18 protein-coding genes and 1 tRNA gene are annotated in these 17167 nt (G+C 33.0%); 2 read left to right on the top strand and 17 right to left on the bottom strand.

Annotated features, from left to right (window positions below; genetic code table 11):
* Nucleotides 1–9: 9 nt before the first annotated feature.
* Genes THENA_RS03335 through mraZ form a run of 6 tightly spaced genes read right to left on the bottom strand, consistent with a single transcriptional unit; the run spans nt 10 to nt 6316 of the window.
* Nucleotides 10–1443 (bottom strand): UDP-N-acetylmuramoyl-tripeptide--D-alanyl-D-alanine ligase, encoded by a 1434-nt coding sequence (locus THENA_RS03335; RefSeq protein WP_013756023.1) that lies wholly within the window; start codon nt 1441–1443, stop codon nt 10–12.
* Between the two features lie 28 nt (nt 1444–1471).
* A complete protein-coding gene (locus THENA_RS03330) occupies nt 1472–2935 on the bottom strand; it encodes a UDP-N-acetylmuramoyl-L-alanyl-D-glutamate--2,6-diaminopimelate ligase (RefSeq protein ID WP_013756022.1) in 1464 nt (487 codons plus the stop codon).
* 55 nt (nt 2936–2990) lie between these two features.
* Nucleotides 2991–4610: a peptidoglycan D,D-transpeptidase FtsI family protein gene (locus tag THENA_RS03325; RefSeq protein ID WP_013756021.1), complete on the bottom strand. Its 1620-nt coding sequence runs from the start codon at nt 4608–4610 to the stop codon at nt 2991–2993.
* Nucleotides 4611–4663: 53 nt separating this feature from the next.
* Complete coding sequence (locus THENA_RS03320) at nt 4664–5014, bottom strand: hypothetical protein (protein ID WP_013756020.1); 351 nt, start codon at nt 5012–5014, stop codon at nt 4664–4666.
* On the bottom strand, nt 5011–5907 hold the full coding sequence (gene rsmH, locus THENA_RS03315) for a 16S rRNA (cytosine(1402)-N(4))-methyltransferase RsmH (protein WP_013756019.1): 897 nt from the start codon (nt 5905–5907) through the stop codon (nt 5011–5013). Before rsmH ends, THENA_RS03320 begins: the two co-directional genes overlap by 4 nt.
* A complete protein-coding gene (gene mraZ / locus THENA_RS03310) occupies nt 5900–6316 on the bottom strand; it encodes a division/cell wall cluster transcriptional repressor MraZ (RefSeq protein ID WP_013756018.1) in 417 nt (138 codons plus the stop codon). Before mraZ ends, rsmH begins: the two co-directional genes overlap by 8 nt.
* A 190-nt stretch (nt 6317–6506) precedes the next feature.
* Between mraZ and lgt the strand changes: the two genes are divergently transcribed.
* Entirely contained in the window at nt 6507–7256 is a 750-nt protein-coding gene (gene lgt, locus THENA_RS03305; protein ID WP_013756017.1) for a prolipoprotein diacylglyceryl transferase, read from the top strand.
* A 25-nt stretch (nt 7257–7281) separates the two neighbouring features.
* Here lgt and THENA_RS03300 read toward each other — a convergent pair whose 3' ends face one another.
* The 4 genes from THENA_RS03300 to THENA_RS03285 all read right to left on the bottom strand — a co-directional run bounded on the left by THENA_RS03300 (nt 7282) and on the right by THENA_RS03285 (nt 10281).
* Complete coding sequence (locus tag THENA_RS03300; protein WP_013756016.1) at nt 7282–8844, bottom strand: putative porin; 1563 nt, start codon at nt 8842–8844, stop codon at nt 7282–7284.
* A 126-nt stretch (nt 8845–8970) separates the two neighbouring features.
* A tRNA-Ile gene (locus THENA_RS03295) sits at nt 8971–9045 on the bottom strand.
* 191 nt (nt 9046–9236) lie between these two features.
* The gene (locus THENA_RS10075) at nt 9237–9518 is read right to left on the bottom strand and encodes a hypothetical protein (RefSeq protein ID WP_041437921.1); all 282 of its coding nucleotides are present in this window, start codon (nt 9516–9518) and stop codon (nt 9237–9239) included.
* Nucleotides 9484–10281: a hypothetical protein gene (locus tag THENA_RS03285; RefSeq protein ID WP_041437920.1), complete on the bottom strand. Its 798-nt coding sequence runs from the start codon at nt 10279–10281 to the stop codon at nt 9484–9486. The genes THENA_RS10075 and THENA_RS03285 overlap by 35 nt, the downstream gene beginning before the upstream one ends.
* Nucleotides 10282–10485: 204 nt before the next feature.
* On the opposite strand from THENA_RS03285, the gene THENA_RS03280 reads away from it, so the two are divergent.
* A complete protein-coding gene (locus THENA_RS03280) occupies nt 10486–10956 on the top strand; it encodes an Hsp20/alpha crystallin family protein (protein WP_013756015.1) in 471 nt (156 codons plus the stop codon).
* 59 nt (nt 10957–11015) lie between these two features.
* Here the strand turns inward: THENA_RS03280 and queA are convergent, their stop codons facing one another.
* The 7 genes from queA to THENA_RS03245 form a co-directional block, all read right to left on the bottom strand.
* Entirely contained in the window at nt 11016–12023 is a 1008-nt protein-coding gene (gene queA, locus THENA_RS03275) for a tRNA preQ1(34) S-adenosylmethionine ribosyltransferase-isomerase QueA (protein WP_013756014.1), read from the bottom strand.
* Nucleotides 12024–12359: 336 nt separating this feature from the next.
* A complete protein-coding gene (locus THENA_RS03270) occupies nt 12360–12584 on the bottom strand; it encodes a DUF2905 domain-containing protein (RefSeq protein ID WP_013756013.1) in 225 nt (74 codons plus the stop codon).
* The gene (locus THENA_RS03265) at nt 12581–13126 is read right to left on the bottom strand and encodes an epoxyqueuosine reductase QueH (protein WP_013756012.1); all 546 of its coding nucleotides are present in this window, start codon (nt 13124–13126) and stop codon (nt 12581–12583) included. Before THENA_RS03265 ends, THENA_RS03270 begins: the two co-directional genes overlap by 4 nt.
* Nucleotides 13127–14017 carry a 4-hydroxy-tetrahydrodipicolinate synthase gene (dapA, locus tag THENA_RS03260; protein ID WP_013756011.1) on the bottom strand — a complete coding sequence of 297 codons (891 nt, stop codon included), beginning with the start codon at nt 14015–14017 and terminating at the stop codon, nt 13127–13129.
* A 28-nt stretch (nt 14018–14045) separates the two neighbouring features.
* Nucleotides 14046–15050 (bottom strand): aspartate-semialdehyde dehydrogenase, encoded by a 1005-nt coding sequence (locus THENA_RS03255; protein ID WP_013756010.1) that lies wholly within the window; start codon nt 15048–15050, stop codon nt 14046–14048.
* 32 nt (nt 15051–15082) lie between these two features.
* Nucleotides 15083–16021: a bile acid:sodium symporter family protein gene (locus THENA_RS03250; protein WP_013756009.1), complete on the bottom strand. Its 939-nt coding sequence runs from the start codon at nt 16019–16021 to the stop codon at nt 15083–15085.
* 60 nt (nt 16022–16081) lie between these two features.
* A complete protein-coding gene (locus THENA_RS03245; RefSeq protein ID WP_169309410.1) occupies nt 16082–17122 on the bottom strand; it encodes a glycosyltransferase in 1041 nt (346 codons plus the stop codon).
* Nucleotides 17123–17167: the final 45 nt, after the last annotated feature.

Below are 17167 nucleotides of genomic sequence, written 5' to 3'. Positions count from 1 at the left end.
TCTTATTCTTTAATCCCACAACTCAAGTACTTTCCACGTTTTTGTAGAGTTTGAACCCTTAATGTAAACAAGATCTTCTTTTGATAAAATTTTAGCTAAATCTTCTTTCACCTCATCAATACCTAAATTTTTAAACCTTAATTTAGAGTTACGACCTACTGATTTTACAAATTCTGTTCCAACAAAGTACACCAAAAAAGGATCTAATTCTTCAATCTTTTTTATAACCTTCTTGTGCAAATCTCTAGACTTATCCCCAGCTTCAAGTATATCTCCGAATACAAAAATCTTTCTTCTGTTACCAAATTTTAAACTTTTGATTGTTTCTAATCCCTTTAGAAAAGAAGTGCATGTTGCATTGTAGGAATCGTCAATAACAATTTGATCTCCTAGTTTTTTAATTAAAAATCTACCCTGTAAAGGGTGATAGCCTTGTAAATTATCATTTATTTCATTCCAGTCCAGACCTAAAAATCTTGCAACCGCTACCGATGCCAAAAGTGGTTCAAATTGTGGCAAAAAGATGTTTGGAGCTCTCAAAACAAAGTTTCCAAATCTACCAGACAATTCAAGTCTTGATCCGTGTATAAAAATTTCATGTGATTTTATGTAAAGATCTGATTCTTTCCCAAACCAAATAACCTCTTTAGGTTTTCCCTTTTTATCCTTAAGCATCTCACCAAAAATTTTTCTGCTATATTTACAATTGAAATTTAAGAAGGCACTGTCCACAAAGTCTAAAATTTCACCCTTTGCTCTTGCTATGTTTTCCATCGAACCAAGAAGCCCAATATGAGATTCTGCAATTCTTGTAATTATGCCAATATCAGGCATTGCTATTGAACAAAGCTGAGAAATTTCTCCTTTTGAGCGCATAGCCATTTCAAATATCCCAAACTTATCATTTTTTTTTGCTCTAAAAAGACTTAATGGCAAACCTATTTCATTATTGAAATTTCCAAAAGTTGATACCGTTTGATACCCTTTAAGAAGAGTTTTTAAAATCTCTTTGGTAGTTGTCTTACCAACACTTCCAGTAATGCCTATAACTTTTTCAATCCTTTGTCTAAACCCTCTTGCAATATCATGCATGGCAAGAATGGTATTTGGAACCTTTATAAATGAAAAATCAGTTCCAAAAACTATATTTCCTAAAGTATTAGCAACCTCTGCCAAGCTCAATTCAGAAATTATCCCAAAAGCACCTTGTTCTAAGGCATTCTTAATAAAGTTGTGTCCATCAAAATTCTTCCCTTTAATTGCAATAAAAAGTTCTTTTCCTTTAATATCTCTTGAATCTATTGAAATTCTTTCAAATTCCATAGGGCCAACTCTTTCAATTTCACAATTAGTTAAAGACGTTACAAAACTTAGCAAAATAGAATCATCAACTTCAAAATTGCGAATGTTATTTATTTTATCTATATCTTTGTCAGCGCTCAATGTATTAAAGCTTAAACCTCCTTATAATTTATCTATGAATTAACTCTTTAACAACTTCTTTGTCCGAAAAAGGATATTTTACACCATTTATCTCTTGATAATCTTCATGGCCTTTTCCTGCAATTATTATTGCATCATTGTCTCTTGCAATCTCTATAGCTCTTTTTATCGCTTCTCGCCTATCTGAAAGTATCTCAAAATTTGAATTTTTTACACTTAAAAAGCCAGATTTTATCTCATCAATAATTGACATCGGGTCCTCATAACGAGGATTGTCTGAGGTAATTATTGTATAATCTGAAAACTGTGCAGCTATTCTACCCATAATAGGTCTTTTACCTTTATCTCTATTGCCACCTGCTCCAAAAACTAAAATTATTTTCTTTTCAACCATATCCCTCAAAGATTTCAATACCTTTTCAAGGCCATCAGGGGTATGTGCATAGTCTATCCATATTTTAAAAGGTTTTGTTTGTACGCATTCCAGACGTCCGTAAGGAGCTACTAAATCAACAAAAGCATCCCCTAATTTATCCTTTTCAATCCCCATCATCCTCAAAAAGGTATATGCTCCTAATAAATTTGAGGCATTAAATCTTCCATAAATAGGAGCAAAGACTTTTTGGCCTTCAACTAACAAACATACACCTCTATCAACAGGTTCAAATTTCCCAAAAAAGCTTGCTTTTTCGTTTTCCAATGAAAAAGATGCTTTTCTAAAATCTTTTATACCGTTATATAAATTTATGCCGTAAAGATCGTCTATATTAATTACAACAAATGCGTTTTCTTTTAGATAAGTAGAGGTGAACAAAGACTTCTTAGTCTCAAAATAATCTTCAACAGACGGGTGAAAATCCATATGATCTCTAGCGAGATTGGTAAAAAGCGCAGCATCAAATTGTATGCCGTGTAACCTACCAAGTTTTAAAGCATGAGAAGATACCTCCAAAAATCCATATTTCATATCTAATTGAATTGCTTGATCTAAAAGTTCACATATGTCCTTCGATTCAGGAGTAGTATTACTTGTTTTTCTAATAATTTTTCCAGCGTGCATCCAACCCAACGTACCTAAAGCAAAAGATTTCCCCAATAACTTATTTACAGCATGAGATAAAATCCACGTAATAGTACTTTTACCATTCGTTCCCGTAACAGAACCCAAAAAAAGCTTCTTAAAAGGATAATCGTAAAATACAAGAGATGTTTCTCTTAAAGCCTGAAGAGTAGACCTGACCTTAATAGTATTGACATAATCTACATCTTTTTCAACAACAGCACCTATAGCTTTATTTTTGAAAGCTTCTTGAATAAACTCGTGACCATCAATTCTATTGCCTTTGATTGCAAAAAACAAATATCCTTTTTTTATCTCTTTCGAGTTATAACTAATGCCAGCTACTTGACTGTTAAAAAATTCTCCAGGATAGTGTTCCTTTATATCTTCTATCCTAATATTTGATTTATCAAAAAGTTCTTTAACAGTCAAGCAAATCACTCCTTAGAAGCTTTATAATTTTTATCTTAAAACATAGATTTAACAATCATCTGTTCATTGACATTGACATAGTAGCAATGGCTATTTCCCTAAACAGTGGCGCTGCAACTGAGCCACCCCAGTGTATACCTACTGGATTATCGATCAACACACCAATTACATATTTAGGATCGTTAGCAGGGAAAAAACCTATAAACGAAGCCACATATTCTCCTGGAATATAGCCACCAAGTTTTGATGGCTTCTGAGCTGTTCCAGTTTTTCCTGCAACTTCAACTCCATTTATCTTAGCATTTACTCCAGTGCCATCTTGAACAACGCTCACAAGACACTTTCTTATAAAATCTGCGTTTCCTTTGTCAAACAATCTTTGAGGTCTACTAACATCATCGTCAATTATCTTTAAAGGCACTATCTCTCCACCATTTGCAATAGCAGAATAATAAGCAACGACGTTCAAAAAGGAAAGTGAGATGCCTTGTCCAAATGCTGTTGTTGCTTGTTCAACTGGACCTTTGTAGTCAGGCAGATGAATATATCCTTTAAGGAAGTTTTCAGAAAAAAGATATTTCTCATCATCGCAAAAATATTTATTTAGTAATTCAAAGTACTCTTTATTTGGAGCTTTCAAAGCTAAAGAGCCAGCACCAATATTACTAGAATATCTTAAAATGTCCTTAATAGTAGATGGACCTGATAAGCCCATTCCATCTTCAGCATCAAAAATTCTCCTATTGGCAACTTGCAAATACTTTCCTATATTTACCGTTGTGTTCTTGGATATTATATTGTTATCTAATAGTATATTAAATATTATAGGTTTTAATATTGAACCGGGTTCATATAGGAAATCCCTTGAAATAATTCTATAATCTTCTTCTGGAAAATCATAAAATTTATCAGGATCTATCCTTGGACTTTGAGCCAAAGTTAAAATTGATCCAGTTTTAACATCAACTACAACTACAGTTCCTCTTTTTGCATTATATTTCTTCATACACTCATCTAAAAGCCTTTCAGTAAGGCCTTGTAATTTAGAATTTATCGTCAGTTTCAATTTTACTGGCGACGATTGCACCAGACTTTCCAATTTATCTATATTCACTATCCTTCCATTAGCATCAAACTCTAAATTCTCTTCTTTCGAAATACTCCCTAAATACGAATTATAAAATTTTTCTATACCTTCCAGTCCTTGATTATCGATTCCAACAAAACCTAAAAGAGGCTCAGCGAGATCTTTATAAGGATAAACTCTCTTTTCTTCCTTTATAAGTCCTATTCCTTCATCGGGGAACCTGCTTAGAACCTCTCTAACTTGTTTTTCAATATCAAATGGCATTTTTCTATAAACCCAAGTAAAGGGCGCATTTTTGTCGAAAATTTTTTTAAGGTTTTCAATTGGCATACCTTTAATCTTTGAAAGCTCCTCATACAATTTATTTCTAATTTCATCATTTTTTATAAGTGACGGTTGTATGTACAATGAGTAAGAAGGAATTGAAAAAGCCAAAACCACTCCTTCTCTGTCAATAATTTCGCCTCTAGGATTTGATACCTTCACTCTCTCATTTCTTTGTTCTTGAGCATAGGAAATCAATTTTTGTCTATCAATTGTTACAAAATAAAGTTGTTTAAACACAGCAACAAAAAATAAAACTATCATTATTTTTTGTATATAGGCAATTCTTTTATTTATAAATTCATTATGTGATTGATCTAATGGTTTATTTGGATATACTCTATCTCTGATGGTAAAATCATACCCCTTTTCAAAGCGACCGATTGCATCACTTTTGCATTAAAAATACTTGCCTCCTCTAAAGTTTTTTTGGTCTTTAATGTCTCTAGTCTTTGAATCGAAGTTTTAATACTATCAACTTCATTAGACATTGATATTATATCCGATCTTAAATAAAGACCATAGATTAAAACAAATATTATAAATAAAGAAAACAGAACTATTAAAATGTTGTTTTTAATGCCTATAAGAAAACTCTTTAGTTCAAAAGTTCTAAGACCTTTAACGCTTTCAATTTCAGAGAAACTCAGATCATAATCTCTTTTCATATTGCCTCCCATACCCTCATTTTGGCACTTCTTGCCGATGGATTTTCTTTAGTTTCGCTTTCTGAAGCTATAATGGGCTTTTTTGTAATTACTCTTCCTCTTCCCTCCTTTTCTAAGTTTTTAAATGTCCACTTAACAACTCTGTCTTCTCCTGAGTGAAAGGAAATAACAATTATTCTTCCAAGAGAATTTATATGATTCGTTGCTTCCCTCAAAGTAGCTTCAAGATGTTCAATTTCATCGTTTATAACAATTCTTATTGCCTGGAATATTCTTGTTGCAGGATGCCTTCTACCATATGGATAAATTTTTTTTACAAGTTGGGCTAGATCCATAGTGCTTTCGAATGGCTTTTCGCGCCTTCTCAAAGATATCATCTTAGCTAATTTTCTTGATTTGGGTTCCTCACCATATTTTCTAAAAACTTCTTCCATTTCTTCTTCACTTGCGCTGTTAAGCCAATCTGAAGCGGTCATTTTTTCCTTAAGATCCATTCGCATATCTAATTTCTCGTCTTTCATAAAACTAAATCCCCTATTTGACTCCTTAATTTGCATAGTGGAAAGTCCAAGATCTAAAAAAAATAAATCAAATTTACCATAAGGTAAAAAGTTTAAATATTTGACAAAATTTTCAAATTTATCATTGAAAATAGTAAAAGAATTTCTATCAAAAGTTGAAGACAATTTTTCAACCGCTAATTTTACTGCCTCTATATCCTTATCAAACCCTAAAAGAAAACCACCCGGCAGAATTTTTTTCAAAAAGTTGAAGCTGTGTCCTCCAGCACCAATTGTGCCATCCACTACTACCTTCCCAGGAGCTAAGTTAGAATTTTCCAACACCTCATTTAGAAGAACTGGGATATGAATATCTTTTGAATAGTTACTCATTTTCTATAAACTTTTTGACAGAATTTGAAATCTTCTTTTTTTGGCTTTCCCACTCTTCAGGATTCCACAATTCAACTCTATCCATTGCTCCTATTACTACAACTTCTCTTTGGATATTGCTATACTCCCTCAATTGTTGAGGCAACAAAAGTCTACCAGAGCGATCTAGTTCATCGTCATAAGCACCCGAAAACAAAAAACGAATCACATCTCTAAGTTTTATATCTGATTTTGATTTTTCTTTGAGATATTCTACGTATTCTTCCCAATACTTTACTGGATAAAGATATAAACACCTTTCAAAACCTCTTGTGAGGATAACTTTTGAGGATATTTCATCCCTTAGCTTAAAGGGAATTGTGACTCTACCCTTAGAGTCTAAAGAATGTAGATATTCTCCACCTAACATAATTTTTTATCCCACTTTATCCCACTCATAGACACTATTCAACACTTAAATACACATAATGTCAACAATTGAATAAATATCAATTATATTTTTATAAGAGTTAGTTTCTTTGAGTTATTTAGAAAAACTGTAATAATTTTTTTAGAAATTTTAGTTTAAAATATGAGAAATTAAGAAAACTGGAGGTAAGATGCACAGAATTCTATTCAGCTTCGATGGATTGAAGGTGTATTCGTGGGGCTTTATGGTAGCGTTAGGTATAATTATTGCGACAATCTTTATCTTAAGGGAGGCCGAAAAGAAGGACATTAACCCAGATAACATCTTAAATATTGGCATGGTCAGCATATTCTGTTCTTTAATTGGAGCAAGGATATATTATGTCATAGAACATCATCAGGACTTCGCGAATAACCTGATTAGTGTTTTTTATTTATGGGATGGCGGATTAGTTTTTTATGGAGGTTTAATTGGATTTGCATTAGCCTTTTATTTTATGGCTAAACATTACAAAATTAATTTACTTACTTTAGCCGATCTAATAACACCTTTTCTACCTCTTGCATATGCAGTAGGCAGAATTGGTTGTTTTCTTAATGGTTGCTGTTATGGAATTGTCGCAAATACTCCTATTTCAGTTGTATTTGCCGATGCTAACGTACCTGGAAAAAGAATCCCTACTCAGTTAATAGACTCCTTTGTGAGTTTTTTATTTTTCATTTATCTTTACTTCCAAAGAGGAAAAGAAAAGTTTATAGGAGATTTGACTACAAAATATCTGATAATGTATTCGATATCAAGATTTTTAATAGAATTTTTGCGAGATGAGGCAAGAATTTTTTTTGGACTTACTCACTCTCAAGTTTTTAGCATAATATTATTTATATTTGCAATTATATTAAGAAACTATCTAAAAAGAAAATCCCTTCAGACTGTTTAAATAGTTCTGAAGGGATATTGTTCTCTTAGAAGTTCACGTCTAGCTGAATATAATACCTTTGGTCTTTATCGATCTGATCTGGGTTAAAGGTATAGTAGTAGTTATTTAAAGAGTCAGTAGCATAAGGTTTTTTGCCCTTGAAGTAATCGTAGTTTAGAGTAAGCGTTGCATTATTTGCAACTGGCAGAGTGTAGTAAACGTTGTAATAATCTTTGTACTCTGTAGAGACCATCGTATTTAAGTTAAAAGGATTAAACCATTTGTTATTCCCAAACCAGAAATCCCCTGTAAGAGAACCTACTGGTAGAGGAATAGTAGCTCCAACTCTCCATGCACCGCCATTTACAGAATGCGTGCCTGTAAAAATTTGATTAGAAGCAAGAATTGGCATATCAGTAGACGTACCGTTATATCCAGCCCACATACTCACGTTGTATATATTCCAATTGCCTATCAACGCCCACCAGTCGTATTTTCCATACATGCCATTTAAAGAAGTATTGAAATATGAGAACTTATTTACGTTTCCATAATCTGCTTCTAAACCAAGGGTATTAAATAATTTTGTACTAAGATTAAGTACGTATACATCCTTATCCTTTAATCCATTTGCTTCATCAGATGAAGTTACAAGGCCGCCATCAAACATCTTTACCCACGCAGCAGAAACTGAAGTTGATGGGAGCATGTTGCTAAGATCGAATATTACCATTCCACCTTCTGTGCCAGTATCCATAAAAAGATTGTTGTAATAAGCTCCAGAATCCATAGTAGGAAGTCTGCCAAGAACAAAGGTCACAGGATATGGGTTAAGAGTCCATGTGATATATGATCTTTCCACATACAAGGTGTTGTTGTCATCATTGTATCCTGTAAGGGATGCATACAAAGGATTGTTATTTGAAGAGCCGTCTGAATTAACTCCCGCATTCTTCTCCATTGTAAGTCTTGCATTAAATGATATGTTGTCTGCTACTGGAGCAGAAACGTTTAATCTGATCCTATACTGCATGAATGTGTTGTCCTTTTGCTGAGAGAGTCCAGGATCCTGACTTAACATCGCAGGTAAAGTATCTCCAACAATAAATCCATTGCTGGAGGAACCTTCTGTATTAATAAATACATTTGTTCCAGAGGTAGACATTGCATAAAAAGTTCTCTTCTCGCTCCCAAACCTAAACCTTGCATCCCCTGTGAAGTTTACGGTATCAAGAGCTGCTTTTTTCTCAAGCGCTGCAACTCTGACGTTTAGCGATGCTAGTTCTGACTTAAACTCCTGAGCTAACTTCATAAGAGTTGCTATGTCGTTAGCGTTTAGCTCTATCTTTTTATCCTGTGTATTTTGACCCTTTTCATACATATCGAGCATTCTTGCAACTATCATTGCCATCTCATAACGGGTGGCAAGTCTTTCACCTCTGAAAGTGCCATCTCCATAGCCTATAACCAATCCTTTTGCCGATAAATCTTGCACTGCCTTGTATGCCCAAGAATTAGCTGGCACGTCTGAAAACGGTCCTGCAAAAGCAAAAGAAACAAAGTAAACAGAAACAAAGAAAGAACAAAAGATTACAAAGATTTTTTTCATTATTAACCCCCTAAACAATTTTTTTAACTAACAAAAAAAATTAAAATTCTCACCTCCTCCAAAAGCAAAAAGTCACGAAGACATAAAGCACATAAGTCTTCGTGACTTAGAATCCTAAAGTTAATTTGGTGGGCCCTGAAGGATTCGAACCTACAACCAACGGATTATGAGTCCGCTGCTCTGCCGTTGAGCTAAGGGCCCCTACTTTCGTGTGATATTATAACCTATTTACAATAAATTAGTCAAATTTCACTTATCTAAATAATCAATTCTATATTTTTTAATCATTTTCGAGCATCCACTTTGTAGACTTCATGGTTTGTTTAGATTTTTTATTTGAGGCAACGATTGTATTTCGTTTAGATTTTTGATGAAGCAATTCGCTTAAAATTCTAAACATAACCATAATATATTTTATCTTTGTTTTTGCTAATTTTTTTAATAGAGTTTCTTACTTCTTCCTTTATGGATATATCTTCTAGTAATTTTTTTTGAAGTTTTACTATTTCTCTTTGAAGTTCAGCTGGATTTAATTTTGTATACTGTTCTATTAGCTTTTCTTTATCTATTTTTTCTACACCAGGATTTTCTAATATTCTTTGATAAGGAGTTCTTGCTTTATCGTATTTTTTTGTAACTTTACTTCCAATTCTTTCTTTTGAGATTTGTTTCATTATAGGCTGAAAAAAAGTTTATATATAGCCTTAGGCTTTCATAAAGCCTTTTTAAAGTTATTAGCTCAACTTCTCTATCATATCTAAAATAACCAACATATTTTCTTACTACAGAGTAGTTTTTCTGTTCAACATAGCAGTTATCGTTTTTTCTATATTTTCTTGACCTTGTGAACGTTATATTATTTTCAACACAATAACGATGAAGTTGATGATTTATAAACTCTGCTCCATTATCAGAATCAATTCCAAAGAGTTTAATAGGGATCTGGCTTTTAAGAAGGCTGCCTGGTTTTGTATATGTCTTTCCCTTTGGTTTATTCATTCTTTTGTATTCTGAAAGTATTCTGTCTATAGTAGATGCGCTTATCTTAAAGAGTTTTTCTTCTACATCCCTTTCAATTTGTATTTCTTTAAACTCTTTAAGTTTATATATTATTTCAGGAAGAACAGGTTTTAACCTTTTGCCACATGGACAATCTAAAACGTCCCATACCTTAATTAACGCCTTTTTTACATCATCATCATAATATTTGCTTTTCTTTTTCTTTGTCTTCATCGTTAAATCTACTTTTAAAACTCTGTTATTCATCCTTACTATCTTCTCATGACTGCTTAAAAGAAAAGATGCATAACTACGATTGTATCCAGTCAAAGCTATTAACTCATCTAAAATAATGCCTTTTTGTTTCTTGCTTGCTTTTTTATATCTTTTTGCAATTTCACTCACCACTGATTTTCTTTCCTTCATCGTTAACCCCATTTCTAGCCTCCAGAGTTATAGTAACTACTATTCTAAGAGGCTTATTATTTTCATTTAGATTTTTTATTTGAGGCAACGATTGTATTTCGTTTAGATTTTTGATGAAGCAATTCGAGGACTTGACAAGATTAATTTTATTATTATAATATTATTAGCACTCAAGAATGATGAGTGCTAATAAAAAAATATTTAGGAGGTGTTAGTATGTTCAAGCCAGTTAGATCTTTGTTAAGATCATCAGATCCCTTTGAAAACTTGTTTGCTCTACAGGAAAGAATTAACAAAGTTTTTAACGACTTGCTACCCTCAACAGAGTTTGAAACAACTTCTCGTTGGATACCTGCTATGGACGTTTATGAGAAAGAAGGAAATATAATTATTGAACTAGAGGCACCAGGGATCAAAGAAGATGACTTAAAGATCAAAGTTGAGGACGGCATGCTTATTATCAATGGCGAAAGAAAGTTCGAAAAGGAAGATAAAAAAGAAAATTACTATAGGATTGAAAGAAGCTATGGCAGCTTTTCAAGAAGCTTCTCATTACCTGATAACATAGAGAAAGATAAAATTGAAGCTAAATATGAAAATGGTCTCCTAAAGATCACCATGCCCAAAAAGCCAGAATCTCAACCAAAAGAAATACCTGTTAATTTTGTTAAAGAAGTAAAGAAATAAAATCATATTAAAATCATTACTTTACATATACCCCCACAGTAAGTGGGGGGATTTTTTTCTTACAAAATTAACATAGCATCACCAAAAGAATAAAACCTATAGTCGTTTTCTATAGCATACTTATAAGCTTTTTTAATTAATTCAATGCCGCCAAACGCCATTGTAAGTGCCAAAAGACTTGTCATTGGAAGATGAAAATTAGTCATAAACATATCTGGAACTTTAAAATTATATCCTGGCAGTATTACAGTATCTATATAACCGCTATAAGGTTCTAAATTTGTAGATTCAACAGTTCTCATTGTTGTAGTGCCAACAACAAGAATTTTATTATTTCCTTTAGCTTTTTTAATAGAATCACAGACATCCTGCGAAATATCTACCCATTCGGGTTCTAATAGGACTTCTCCTTCATTTGAAATTGATTTAAACGTTCCAGGACCCACGTGAAGAGTTATAAATTTAATTAATACCCCCTTCTCTCTTAAACTCTCTAGCAAGCTTTCCGTAAAGTGAAGCCCAGCTGTTGGAGCAGCAACAGAACCAGGCACATTTGCGAATTTTGTTTGATATTTCTCGTTAAAATCTTTGCTAAATTTTTTGACATATGGCGGTATAGGGATCATTCCAAACTCTTCAATTACCTTATCAATTTCGTCATAAAGCTCTATAATTCTTCTGCCTTGCAAATCAATATCCCTAACTATCCCCATTTTTTTACTGTTTATGATAATTTCCTTACCTTTTTTCAACCTCTTCCCGGGTTTTGTCATAAATAAACCAGTTTTATTATCAAGTTTTTTTATTAAAAGCATTTCAACCTTCGCTGAAGTATCTGTAATTGCATAAAGTCTTGCTTTTATTACTTTAGTATTATTCAAAATTATCAGATCACCTTCATTAAGAAAATTAGGCAAATCTCTCACAATACAGTCCTCAAAACTTAATTTTTTTCTATCCACAACTAAAAGTTTTGCATTATCGCGTGGTTCAATAGGATTTTGTGCAATCTTTTCATTTGGGAGAAAATAATTTAAATCATTCATCAATTTTTTTTCAAGGATCAAACTTCACTACCTCCATGCCAGAAAAATAATAACAAATAATATTTTTGTAATTATTATTCGATTTAGCCATAACATACACTCACCATTAATTTAGCCCAACTCTGTAGTCATATACTGAATCTCCAAAATTTAAAAAACTTCTATCTAGGAAAATTTTAAAATTTGTACAATAAAACCCAAAAATTTTACGAAAAAGAAATACCTGATTGAGAAGAGATATTAATAATCTTTGAAGAGTAGTGATTAATATTGGTAATATGAGTAAAATTGTTGCAAAAGATTCATTAGCGAAAAAAGACAAAGGAATAATGAAGAAAATAAAGGTTTTAAAATTTTTCACCTTCTAAAGAAATAAAAAAATATGTTTAACAATATTGTTAGAATCAAACTTACAATTAACATAGACAAAAAAGGAAAATAAACCCTAATGTTTGAACCTCTGTATTCAAAATCACCCGGAAGCTTCCCAAAAAAAGGTAGTTTATCAAACAACAATAAAAGTAAGCCCGCAAAAATTAACAAGAATCCTATTCCTATAAAAATTTTTGCAAACTCGCTCAAATCTTATCACCTCTTGCTCTTTTTTTCATTAACATATTATATTCACTTATAATACAACCACAATAGTGCTGTCTATAGATGCCATTTTCTTTAGAAAATTTTATAGAATCTTGATACAAAGATCTAAAGTTTTTAAAAACGTGATCAATTTTATATTTGTTAGAAATTTCTTCAAAACAATTCTTTATAATCTCAAGAGATTGATAAGGGCTTATAGAAAGGGTTGTAGAAAAGGCATCAAAGCCAAGATCCTTTGCTAATTTTGCAGTTCTTTCCAGGCGTATAAATATGCAATTACTACACCTTTCTTCGCTCGAAAAATTGTTTATCCACCTTTCAACCTCCCAATCTATTGAATAAAGAACTTCAAAATTTAATATTCTTGCAACTTCTTCTAAATTCAGCCTTCTTTTTTCATATTCTGAAAAGGGATGAATATTTGGATTATAGTAATAACTAACAAAATCAAGCCCCTGTGCTCTAAACCAGGGAATTACCCCACTAGCACAGGGACCACAACAAGTATGCAAAAGAACTTTCATTTACTGAGAAATTTTATTAAATTTTATCAAAAGCTCCCTTAGTTTTTCTAATTCAGGCTTACTAAGCGCTACCAATGGTAGTCTTGGATTTCCAACCTTAAAGCCTATAAGATTAGTAGCCGCTTTAACTGGTATTGGATTCGTACTGGTAAACATTGCTTTGAAAATTGGATAAAGCTTTAGGTGCATATCCTTTGCTTTAGTTATATTTCCATTAACAAAATCCATAATCATCTCTCTAATTTCAGGACCTACAACATGACTTGCAACACTAATTACACCATATCCACCCACAGCCAACATAGGGAGGGTCATGCTATCATCACCACTGTAGATCAAGAAATTTTCTTTTACAGAAGTAAGTATCTGGGAAACTTGTTCCGTTGAACCTGTTGCATCTTTCAAGGCTATAATATTATCTATTTCTGAAAGCCTTATAACAGTGTCTGGATTTACGTTAACACCTGTTCTTCCAGGAATATTGTACAATATACATGGCAAAGACGTTGATTTTGCAATAGCCTTAAAATGCTGATACAATCCCTCCTGAGGCGGTTTGTTATAATACGGAGCTACAAGCAATACCCCATGTACCCCAACATTTTCAGCAATCTTTGTAGAGTTTATAGCAGTCTCAGTTGAATTTGAACCAGTTCCAGCAATTATAGTTCCTTTGTTTTTCAATGAGTCATAAACAGCTTTAAAAAGCTCAAATTCCTCTTGATGAGTCAGTGTAGGAGACTCACCAGTTGTACCTGCTAAAACCACACCATCAGAACCATTTTCAAGTAGGAAATTAGCGAGTCTAACCGCTTCATCATAATCAACTCTTCCTTCTTCATCAAAGGGAGTAACCATCGCGGTTAAAACTCTTCCAAAATTGACTTGCATGATAAAAACCTCCTTTAAATTTGGAAAGTTATTTTTTGTTTATTAATGACTCAGCAATCTGAACAGCATTCAGTGCCGCACCCTTTCTTAAGTTATCTGATACAACCCAAAGATTTAAGCCATTTTTAACTGAAAAATCTCTTCTAATTCGTCCTACAAAGGTTTCATCTTTGTTAGTAGTTATTATGGGCATGGGATATATATTTTTTGTAAAATCATCGTAAAGTGCAACTCCAGGAGATTTTGACAAAAGATCCTTAACTTCATCTAAATCAAACTCTTTCTCCAGTTCTACGTTAACGCTTTCGCTGTGAGAGTTTAAAACAGGCACTCTAACTGCTGTACAGGTAATTGCAAGATCATCAATATGCATTATCTTCCTACTTTCCTCGATTACTTTCATTTCTTCTTTCGTATAACCGTTTTCTTTAAAAACATCAATATGAGGAATACAGTTGAAAGCAATTTGATAGGGAAATTTCTCACAAACTATTTCTTTCCCGTTAACTATAGCATCAACCTGATTGTTCAAATCATCAATACCTTTCTTCCCAGCACCTGAAACTGCTTGATATGTAGAAACTACAACTCTTTTTAAACCATACTTTTTATGTAAAGGCCAAAGAACTAGAACTAGTTGGGCAGTAGAACAATTAGGATTAGCAATTATTCCTTTGTTTTTAAAGATATCGTTCTCGTTTACCTCTGGAACTACAAGAGGAACCTCAGGATCCATACGCCAAGCGCTACTATTATCAATCACTACACATCCTCTTTTTGCAGCTTCAGGAGCTAGTTCTTTTGAAAGTTCACCGCCAGCAGAAAATAAGGCTATATTTACACCTTCAAAAGCTTCAGGTCTTGCTAATTCTACTACAATTTCTTTGCCTTTATATAAAAGCTTCTTGCCAGCAGATTTGGAAGAAGCGAGGGCTTTAACTTCATCTGCAGGAAAATTTCTTTCCTCAAGGATCGAAAGCATCTTAGAACCCACAACTCCAGTAGCACCAACTACAGCAACTTTTAAACCCATTTCTCAAAAACCTCCTAAAACTTAAGTTAAGTTTATATTTCAGGGTCTCTTTGTGACCAAAAGTTTGCAAGCATAGAGCCTGAAATATTATGCCATACACTAAAGACAACAGAGGGAAGTGCAGCAATGGGAGTCAAAAATTTCATGGCCAACACAGTACCTAGGCCTGAATTTTGCATTCCTACCTCAAAAGAGATAGCTCTTGCTTGCTTTTCAGTCATACCAAAAAGATATTTTGAAAATAAATATGCAAACAGATAACCTAAGCTATTGTGCATAATAACAGCTATAACAACAGGAATTGCAACTAACAGCAATCTGTCTCTCGTAACAGCTACAACAGCGCTGATTATTAAAACAATAGCAAAAACAGAAACAGAAGGTAGAAAATAAGAAACTGACTTAGTCCTTTCTGCTCCCAATAACACCCTGATCAAAAAACCAAGAATTATTGGAACTATAATAATTTTAAATATATCAATAAACATTGCGTTTGGATCGATTGGAATCCAGGTTCCAGCAAGCCAATAGTATAAATACGGAGTAACAAAAGGAGAAAGCAAAGTGGTAATTGAAGAAACAGTGACAGAAAGCAAAACGTCTCCCCTTGCTATCAAGGTCATCACATTAGAAGCTGTTCCAGAAGGGACACATCCAACCAATACTACACCAGCAGCTAATTGATAAGGAAGTTTAAGCAAAAGAACAATTCCAAAACCTAATAAAGGCATAATAATAAATTGTAGAAGAACACCAATAATGACGTTTTTCGGTTGCTTTATAATTTGAGCAAAATCCTTCGAATCCAAGGTCATGCCCATACCGAACATTATTATTCCCAACAGTATAGAAATATACGGCACTAACCATTTAAAAAAATCAGGATTATAAAACGATAAAATTGCAAAAATTATAACCCACATAGTAAAAAAGCCCGTAACCCATTTCGTAAAACGATCAGCAACGCTCACATTCTAACCCCCTTCAAAATTTATATTAGTAAATAAGAAGTATAGCATAACAAAATATCTTTATCTCAAAATGATTAATTTTCCTGCTTTGTTAACTTTATATGTTACCCCTCTCCACTGAAGCTCGTTCTGAAAAATTCCTTGGCAAAAAGCTAAAAGCATAATAAAAAAATAAATAGGTAAGAAGAACGCTCTCAAAACTAACTGGTTGTCCTCTTTGAAGTCAAATTTTAGAATTAAAACAGAACCAATAACGGTAATTAAAATTGAAGCAATTGTCCAGAATAGATTCGCTTCATACATTGGATCCAGCAAATCCAAAAGCAAAACAATATATGGGACCAAAAAAGCAAAATAAATAATTCCTGAAGAAATCCAAAGCGGTTTATCCCATAGTTTCAATATAAGATACCGTCTTCTCCAATATTCTAAAAATGAAGAAAAGCTTGCATCTTCAGGTGAATGCAAGAAAGCCTCAGGCACAAATGAAACGTTCAAATTAGCCCTACTAATAGCGCACGTAAGATCTCTATCCTCGCACACACTTCTTTCCCAAATCTTAACTCCACCAATTTTTTCAAAGTCCTCTCTTTTTATGGCAAAAGCCCCACCCCAGATACCTCTATTAAATGGATTGAGAGCATGTACTATTCCAAGACTTACAAGTATAGCCCGACCAAAACCAAAAAAGGTCTTGTTAGGAGGAAAATATTTTGGATAACCAGTTGTAATTGAAATTTTTTCAGAGCGAAGAGGAGAAATTAATTTTGAAACAAAGTCAGAAGAGGGACTACCATCAGAATCAAGAACTACAAGTATATCGTATTCCTTACATTTCTGAATGGCTCTTATAATGTTGTGTACCTTTTGGCTACAACTCTTTGAAATACCAGAAACTATAACGTTTAATTTTTCGCTGTAGTCCTTTTCTAAGTCCTTTAAGATTGGATAAGCTTCATCTTTCTTTGAATCAACAACAAAATAAATCTGAATATTCTTAAAATCTTGATTTAAAATTGAGAGGGCATTTGCCCTGGTATTTTGCTCTAACCCTTTAAAAGGCGTGATTAAAAGCACTCTTGGATTAAAATTAGGATCCACATATTGCTTTTTTCTTAATTTAAAAAACAAATATACAAAGTACCA

This window comes from Thermodesulfobium narugense DSM 14796, assembly GCF_000212395.1.
Classification (GTDB): domain Bacteria; phylum Thermodesulfobiota; class Thermodesulfobiia; order Thermodesulfobiales; family Thermodesulfobiaceae; genus Thermodesulfobium; species Thermodesulfobium narugense.
This window is presented reverse-complemented; position numbering and strand designations above follow the sequence as displayed.

Coding starts and splice junctions, on each gene's coding strand:
- THENA_RS03325 (WP_013756021.1), bottom strand. CDS start 4,610: ATGATAGTTTTATTTTTTGTTGCTGTGTTTAAACAACTTTATTTTGTA.
- THENA_RS03320 (WP_013756020.1), bottom strand. CDS start 5,014: ATGAAAAGAGATTATGATCTGAGTTTCTCTGAAATTGAAAGCGTTAAA.
- rsmH (WP_013756019.1), bottom strand. CDS start 5,907: ATGAGTAACTATTCAAAAGATATTCATATCCCAGTTCTTCTAAATGAG.
- mraZ (WP_013756018.1), bottom strand. CDS start 6,316: ATGTTAGGTGGAGAATATCTACATTCTTTAGACTCTAAGGGTAGAGTC.
- lgt (WP_013756017.1), top strand. CDS start 6,507: ATGCACAGAATTCTATTCAGCTTCGATGGATTGAAGGTGTATTCGTGG.
- THENA_RS03300 (WP_013756016.1), bottom strand. CDS start 8,844: ATGAAAAAAATCTTTGTAATCTTTTGTTCTTTCTTTGTTTCTGTTTAC.
- THENA_RS10075 (WP_041437921.1), bottom strand. CDS start 9,518: ATGAAACAAATCTCAAAAGAAAGAATTGGAAGTAAAGTTACAAAAAAA.
- THENA_RS03285 (WP_041437920.1), bottom strand. CDS start 10,281: ATGGGGTTAACGATGAAGGAAAGAAAATCAGTGGTGAGTGAAATTGCA.
- THENA_RS03280 (WP_013756015.1), top strand. CDS start 10,486: ATGTTCAAGCCAGTTAGATCTTTGTTAAGATCATCAGATCCCTTTGAA.
- THENA_RS03265 (WP_013756012.1), bottom strand. CDS start 13,126: ATGAAAGTTCTTTTGCATACTTGTTGTGGTCCCTGTGCTAGTGGGGTA.
- dapA (WP_013756011.1), bottom strand. CDS start 14,017: ATGCAAGTCAATTTTGGAAGAGTTTTAACCGCGATGGTTACTCCCTTT.
- THENA_RS03255 (WP_013756010.1), bottom strand. CDS start 15,050: ATGGGTTTAAAAGTTGCTGTAGTTGGTGCTACTGGAGTTGTGGGTTCT.